The following is a 2554-nucleotide window of genomic DNA, read 5'->3' as shown; positions in this document are numbered from 1 at the left end:
GGTCAAGGCCGGGCAGGTCGTGGCGAAACTCGATCCCGCCGATAACGCCAAGAACGCCGCTGCCGCAAACGCCCAGCTATCCGCCGCCCAGCATCAACTCGAATACGCCGAACAGCAATTGACGCGGGACCGCGCGCAGGCGAAGGAAAACCTGATTGCACGCGCGCAGCTTGAACAGACCGAGAACGCCTATGCCGCAGCGCTTGCGCAGCGCAATCAGGCGCAGGCGCAAGCGGCGTTGTCGGGCGATCAGCTCAAATACACCACGCTTATCGCCGATAAAGCCGGCGTCATCACGGCGGAACAGGCCGATACCGGGCAGAACGTATCGGTGGGGCAAGCGGTTTATACCCTCGCGTGGAGCGGCGAGACCGACGTGGTTTCCGACGTGCCCGAAGGCGCGCTAGCATCGCTCGTAGTCGGTCAGCAGGCGATCGTGACCCTTGCCGCCATCCCCGGCAAGCCGTTCGCAGCACGCGTGCGCGAAGTGTCCCCCGCTGCGGACGCGCAGAGCCGGACGTATCGCGTGAAACTGACGCTCGAGGCGCCGACTTCCCAGGTGCGGCTCGGCATGACCGCGGACGTGGCGTTCCCCCAGGCGGCTCCGGCGGCATTGAGCGTGTCGTCGCAACAAGCGTTCACGCTACCGTCCACCGCACTCTTCCACGACGGCAACCTGCCTGCGGTCTGGGTCGTGAAAGCCGGCGATGCACTCGAATTGCGTCGCGTGCAAGTCTCCCGATACGGCGAGCGCACCGTGACCATTTCTCAAGGGCTTGCAAGCGGCGAGCGCGTGGTCTGGCAAGGCGTACATACCTTATCCGCCGGCGAGAAAGTCCGCGTGGTGGCGCCGTTGCACCCGGAAGACTTTGCGTCATGAGCGATCAAACGCACGATGGGAAGCCGGACGAGGGCAACGCCGCACCCATCGACTATCGTCACGAAGAAGGCAGCTTCAACCTCTCTGCATGGGCGTTGCGCCATCAGGCGCTGGTGGTGTTCCTGATCGCGATGGCGACTATCTTCGGCGTGCTTGCCTACACGCGGCTTGCGCAATCCGAGGATCCGCCGTTCACGTTTCGCGTGATGGTCATCCAGACCTACTGGCCCGGCGCGACCGCGCGGCAGGTACAGGAACAGGTGACGGACCGCATCGCGAGAAAACTGCAGGAAACGCCGTCCACGGACTTTTTGCGGAGCTATTCGCGCCCCGGCGAATCGCTGCTGTTTTTCTCGATGAAAGATAGCGCGCCCGTCAAGGACGTGCCGGAAGAGTGGTATCAGGTCCGCAAGAAAGTCGGCGATATCGCCTACACGCTGCCAAAGGGCGTTCAGGGGCCCTTCTTCAACGATGAATTCGGCGATGTCTACACCAACATCTACACGCTAGAAGGCGACGGTTATTCGCCTGCGCAACTCCGCGATTACGCCGACTCGCTGCGCACGGTCTTGCTGCGCGTGCCGGGTGTCGCGAAGGTCGATTACTTTGGCGATCAGGAACAACGCGTCTATGTAGAAATCGCGAACACGCAACTCACGCGCCTCGGCATTTCTCCGCAACAGATCGCACAGGCAATTGATGGACAAAACGCCATCTCGCCAGCGGGCACGCTGAACACGCCGAACGACCGCATCTTCGTGCGTCCGAGCGGCCAGATCAACGACATGAAGGCACTGGCCGACACGCTGATCCGCGTGAACGGCCGGTCGTTCCGTCTCGGCGACATAGCGACCATCCGGCGGGGTTTTGTCGATCCACCCACCACGCAGATGCGCTCGGGCGACAAGCCGGTGCTCGGTATCGGCATCACCATGCAACCGGGCCAGGACGTGGTCCATCTCGGGCGCGACCTGGACGCCACGGCCGCCAAACTACGCGCGACCCTTCCGGCCGGACTCGTGCTCAACGAAGTGTCGAGCATGCCGCACGCGGTATCGAAGTCGGTGGACGATTTCCTTGAAGCCGTCGCCGAAGCCGTGATCATCGTGCTGATCGTGAGCCTCGTGTCGCTCGGCGTGCGCACCGGCATGGTGGTCGTGATTTCGATTCCCGTCGTGCTCGCGGTGACCGCGCTATTCATGTACCTCTTCGATATCGGCCTGCACAAGGTGTCGCTCGGCACGCTGATTCTCGCGCTGGGACTGCTGGTGGACGACGCGATCATCGCCGTGGAAATGATGGCGGTGAAGCTGGAGCAAGGCTGGGACCGCTCCCGTGCGGCGGCTTACGCGTACACCAGCACCGCGTTTCCGATGCTCACCGGCACGCTCGTGACCACGGCCGGCTTCCTGCCGATCGCGCTCGCCAAGTCGTCGACGGGTGAATACACGCGCTCCATTTTCGAGGTGTCGGCGATTGCGCTGATCGCTTCGTGGTTCGCCGCGGTCGTGCTGATCCCGCTGCTCGGCTATCGCCTGTTGCCCGAACGCAAGAAAGAGGCGCATCACGCGGACGATCACGAACACGACATCTACGACACGAAGTTTTATGGCCGGCTGCGCGGCTGGGTCTCATGGTGTATCGAGCGTCGATTTATCGTGCTCGGCCTCACGA

Annotated in this window: 2 protein-coding genes; both read left to right on the top strand. The window is 62.9% G+C overall.

Going from position 1 to position 2554, the window contains the following annotated elements:
- The coding region (locus WCA53_RS10825; protein ID WP_423909053.1) for an efflux RND transporter periplasmic adaptor subunit at nucleotides 1-880 on the top strand (880 nt) is incomplete at its 5' end.
- The coding region (locus WCA53_RS10820; RefSeq protein ID WP_423909050.1) for an efflux RND transporter permease subunit at nucleotides 877-2554 on the top strand (1678 nt) is incomplete at its 3' end. The genes WCA53_RS10825 and WCA53_RS10820, both read left to right, overlap by 4 nt.

The sequence above is a fragment of the Caballeronia sp. genome (assembly GCF_049581465.1).
GTDB lineage: Bacteria > Pseudomonadota > Gammaproteobacteria > Burkholderiales > Burkholderiaceae > Caballeronia.
This window is presented reverse-complemented; position numbering and strand designations above follow the sequence as displayed.